At 37.0% G+C, this 4,745-nt stretch carries 5 protein-coding genes; all 5 read left to right on the forward strand.

Translation table 11 applies throughout. The features are described from left to right. Nucleotides 1–329 precede the first annotated feature (329 nt). On the forward strand, nt 330–1,091 hold the full coding sequence (locus RMR19_RS10165) for a ribonuclease HII (RefSeq protein ID WP_310603383.1): 762 nt from the start codon (nt 330–332) through the stop codon (nt 1,089–1,091). Nucleotides 1,092–1,116: 25 nt separating this feature from the next. Further along, on the forward strand, nt 1,117–2,589 hold the full coding sequence (gene fliK / locus RMR19_RS10170; protein WP_310603384.1) for a flagellar hook-length control protein FliK: 1,473 nt from the start codon (nt 1,117–1,119) through the stop codon (nt 2,587–2,589). Between the two features lie 37 nt (nt 2,590–2,626). Beyond that, nucleotides 2,627–2,965: an EscU/YscU/HrcU family type III secretion system export apparatus switch protein gene (locus RMR19_RS10175; protein ID WP_310603385.1), complete on the forward strand. Its 339-nt coding sequence runs from the start codon at nt 2,627–2,629 to the stop codon at nt 2,963–2,965. Between the two features lie 58 nt (nt 2,966–3,023). Then, nucleotides 3,024–3,353, forward strand: a complete 330-nt coding sequence (locus RMR19_RS10180) for a YraN family protein (RefSeq protein WP_310603387.1) — start codon at nt 3,024–3,026, stop codon at nt 3,351–3,353. A gap of 42 nt (nt 3,354–3,395) precedes the next feature. Next, a partial coding sequence (locus RMR19_RS10185; protein ID WP_310603386.1) for a metallophosphoesterase occupies nt 3,396–4,745 on the forward strand: 1,350 nt, incomplete at its 3' end.

The raw sequence follows: 4,745 nt of genomic DNA on the forward strand, positions 1-4,745 counted from the left end.
ATGTAATGGACGAATTTATAACTGGTAGAATAGGTAGAGTTACATTAGAATTCCCTGTTTACGATGAAAAAGATAAGTCTGAAAAAGAAGAGTCTGATAAGGAAGAAAAGCAAGAAGAAAAACAAGAAGCTCAAAAGTAAATAATATAGTATAACAAAACCATAGGAGAGCAATCTGACCTGTGGTTTTTGTTGTTACAAAGAATCTAGAAACAAGAGATAGAATATGTTACAATAGAACGCAGAGATAGAAAATTATAAAGAAATGTACATCGAAAATTATATTAAAGTGCGCATTAAAAAATCACATAGAGGAGAAGTTTGACGGATATGGAAAAGAAAATAGCAGATATTAAGAAGGAATTAGAATCAACCGATATCACTAATATAGATATGGTTCTTGATAAATATAGAGATGATACACGAAGTGGTGTTGTCAAAATGATTACGAAATATGAGAAAGAAAAAGAAAAGTTAGAAAAAGAGCGAAATCGATCGTTTGAGATGAAAAACTATGAGAGAGAATATGGCGAAGAATTTCACGCAATTTGTGGAATTGATGAAGTGGGGAGAGGACCTTTGGCTGGGCCGGTAGTTGCATGTGCAGTGATTCTTCCTGTGGATGAAGAGATTCTTTATCTTAATGATTCAAAACAACTTAGTGAGAAAAAAAGAGAGGAATTATACGATATCATTATGGAGAAGGCGGTAGCAGTTGGAGTCGGAGTTGTATCGCCGGGGATTATTGATGAGATTAACATATTGCAGGCAACTTATGAAGCAATGAGAATTGCGATTAATAGATTGGATGTAAAGCCAGATTTACTTCTTAATGATGCTGTAACAATACCAAACGTAGATATAAAGCAAGTGCCGATTATCAAGGGGGATGCGAAGAGTGCCTCTATAGCGGCGGCAAGTATTGTTGCTAAAGTTACAAGAGACCGTATGATGGTTCAGTATGATGAGATATTTCCTGGTTACCATTTTGCAAGTAATAAAGGATATGGTTCGAATGAGCACATTGTGAAGTTGAAAGAAGATGGACCTACACCGATACATAGACATACATTTATCGGAAACTTTATTTAAAATACAATATAGGAGGTAAGGATATATGAATTTTTCGTCACAATCATATCAAGTGGGTAATGGTAAGGGAACAAACAATTCGTTATCCTTACATTCTCTTCAAGGAACATCGAATTCAGCGTATGCAAATAATAGTGGAACGTTTTCGCTAGGGCAGTTGTCTCAAGGGCAAGTGTTTCAAGGGACGGTCGTGGATATTCGAGATAATCAAGTTGCAATTCAGATTGATGACCAGACAGTACAAGCGAAATTTCAAGATATGGTTAATGTATGTATTGGAGAAACATTAAATTTTGTTGTACGAGACAATACAGGAAAGCAAGTTACAATAGCACCCTATCAAGAACAGATAGGAAATCCTACAGATGGAACGATATATAAGGCGTTAGAAGGGGCTGGTTTAGCAGCAACAGATAAGAATCTTGATATCGTTGCGACATTGCTAGAGCATGGAATGTCCGTTGACAAGCAAACAATAACAACATTTATATCAGCATCATTGCGTTACCCAGACATACCACTAACACAATTTGTTGATATGATGAAAAATAATATGCCATTAACGAATGCAAACATAGATTTATGGAGTGCATTTCTAGGTGAGAAAGAGGATTTTTCTTCTAACTTACAGCAGGTAATGCAAGAGTTGCCCGATGCGATTCGTGATTCTTACATGAATGGAGATTTGCAGGCGGTAAAGCAATTACTTGATACGATTTTAATGTCAGACAAAACACTTTCCTCGGAGGCGTCACAAGCAGATACAGAAAAATCGATATTAGAAGTAGTGAAGGGACAGTTAGAGCAGGAGCATGATGCAAAAGCAATGGAGGATATTTTGAAAAGTGATTCATTTTCTGATGCTGTTACAAAAGAGCTTACAGATAAATGGGGGATTAAACCAGAGCAACTACAAGCGGAAACGCTGCAAAATGTTACTACACATATGGAAGAACAGATGCGAGCTTTTCAAAATATATCGTTTCAAAATCCTGATATAGCAAATCAGTTGCAACAAGCATTACAGTTTGCTATGCAAAACATAACAACTACGCAGCAGATGAATCAACAGATGGCGCAAGCAAAAGGTGGACAGAATGCCTTTGATATGCTGTATACACAACTGCCATTAAAGTTAAAAGGGCAATTAAATCATAGTGATTTATATGTATATCGTAACAAACAGAATGCGAGTGATTCATCAAAGAATATGAGTCTTTTGCTTCATCTTGATATGGAGTATCTTGGGGATATTGATATTATGGTTAAAACGCAAGATTATCGTATGAATGCGATGTTTTCCTTGTCGGATGAAGAGGCATACAATATAGTAGAAAAACATTTGCCAGAGTTAGAAAGGCAATTGACGGAAAAAGGATATTTCTTTACTGCATCAGCAACGAAGAAAGAAAGATCGGAATCTAAAGTACAAGAATTGTTTGAGGATGAGAATAGGGAAAGTGCAGTAAAACGTTATTCATTTGATGTAAGAGCATAGGAAACGTAGTTGGATTCGAAAGGAGTGTAGGTGAGTTATGGGCAGTAATGACAATAAAGAACAGGAAAGACAAACGAATAGAAATAAATCGGCAATTGCATTGGCGTATTCACCAAATGATACAGCGCCAAAAGTTATTGCTAGTGGGCAAGGGTATCTTGCGGATAAGATTATTGATAAAGCGCAAGAGGAGGCAGTGCCAATCCATAAGGACAGTAAATTGGCAAATACACTATCAAAATTGGATGTTGGTGAATATATTCCTCCAGAGTTATATAATGTTGTAGCAGAAATCCTTGTTTTTGTTGATAGTATGGATCGAATTAAAGGAAAAGTTACGGCAGAAACGAACAAAGATAACAATTCCTTAATATAGATTATATCTTAGCCTGTTATGATAGAGGAGGAATTGCGTGGGGGAATACAATAAGAGAATGATTGGTTCGCAAAAGGAGCAAGTGGCGGCGTCCTATTTAGTGAATCAAGGATATTCTATTGTCGAGATGAATTTTTTTAGTAAAAATGGAGAAATTGATATTATTGCAAGAGATGCAGAATACCTTGTGTTTGTTGAAGTGAAGTATCGAAAAGATCAGAAACTGGGATTTGCAGTGGAAGCAGTAAATCATCGCAAGACGCAATCCGTTATAAAGACGGCTAGATATTATATGTATCGTCATGGCTATGCAGAAGATACACCATGTAGATTCGATGTAGTCGCAATTCAAGGTAATGAAGTATCTCTAATTCAAGATGCATTTTGAGGCGAGCTTAAATTGGTATCGTCGTCCTAGGAAGGAATGGAGATGTTGTATCGAAAGATAGGCATTACAAGAATAGCGATAGTATGTTTTGCTATATGGAGTTTTAAAAGTGTAGAAGTTGCAGCAAAGAATGCTGATTGGACAGAGGCAAAGAAAACGGGGGCGGCAACCGCTGGAGCTTGGAAAGAGTGGTGTGAGAATTGGAGACACCAAGGAAATGCTCCAGTCCAGATGACATTGACACCAGGAAAAGATGAGTCGGAACTTAATTTTTCTTGGTATTCGACAGAAGATGATTTAGAGTCAAACATTCGTGTAGCTGATAATGAACAGTTCGAAGGAGCTATCTACTTGAGAGTTATTACGAAGAAAGCAACGAAGGGGTTTAATTACAATCGTGCGATTGTGGCAAATCTGCAAGCGAATAAAACCTACTACTATAGTTATATGGTTGCTGGAAGATGGACAAAGGCATATGAATTTCAGACAAAAGATTCATCGAATTTTCAGTTTGTGTTTGTTGGCGATGTGCAGATAGGGTCATCGTATGATAACATTCCTGAGGGTGAGGAAGAAGAGCAAGGGCAAGAAAGAGCAGTTTGCAATGATAGCTTTAATTGGAATGCTACATTACAGGCGGCGTATAAACGGGCGAAGAATTTGAGTTTTATTGTTACAGCAGGAGATCAGATACAGAGTGGAAACTTTAAGAATTCAGAAGCGACTTATAAGACATTTCGAGAAAATGAGATCGAATATGCGGGATATTTGTTGCCTGAATTATTAAGAAAGATACCAGTAGCTACGACGATTGGAAATCATGATTGTTTAAGTGGTAATTATAGTTATCATTTCAATAATCCCAATAGTAAGATGGGCTATGGAGCTACGTATGCGGGAGAAGATTATTACTTTAGTTATGGTGATACGATATTCTTAATGTTGAATACGAATAATGAGAATGCAGATGAACATGAGGCTTTTATAGAAAAGGCACTTAGTAGCAATAAGGACGCAAGGTGGCGGATTGTTGCTATGCATCAGGATATATTTGGTTCAGGAGAGCATTCGAATGATGAAGAGATTGTATCGCTTCGCAAGGCATTGCTTCCGGTATTTCGCAAGTATGATATTGACTTGGCTTTAGCAGGGCATGATCATACGTATGCTAGAGCGTTTATTGCGGATGCAAGAGGTCTTACGATTTTTATGAATCACTATGCTATTATAGAACGAGAAAGTAAGCGTATCATACAGTTATATGCAAAGGCATGTAACGATATTGTATGCTATTCAAGCTGTCAAGGTATTCTGTTTTTGACAGCGAATTCATCATCGGGAAGTAAATACTATAAGTTGATAGAAAAACAACAAGATTATATAGAGGCGCGT

This window comes from Anaerosporobacter sp. (assembly GCF_031551385.1).
GTDB lineage: Bacteria > Bacillota > Clostridia > Lachnospirales > Lachnospiraceae > Anaerosporobacter.

Coding starts and splice junctions, on each gene's coding strand:
- RMR19_RS10165 (WP_310603383.1), top strand. CDS start 330: ATGGAAAAGAAAATAGCAGATATTAAGAAGGAATTAGAATCAACCGAT.
- fliK (WP_310603384.1), top strand. CDS start 1,117: ATGAATTTTTCGTCACAATCATATCAAGTGGGTAATGGTAAGGGAACA.
- RMR19_RS10175 (WP_310603385.1), top strand. CDS start 2,627: ATGGGCAGTAATGACAATAAAGAACAGGAAAGACAAACGAATAGAAAT.
- RMR19_RS10180 (WP_310603387.1), top strand. CDS start 3,024: ATGATTGGTTCGCAAAAGGAGCAAGTGGCGGCGTCCTATTTAGTGAAT.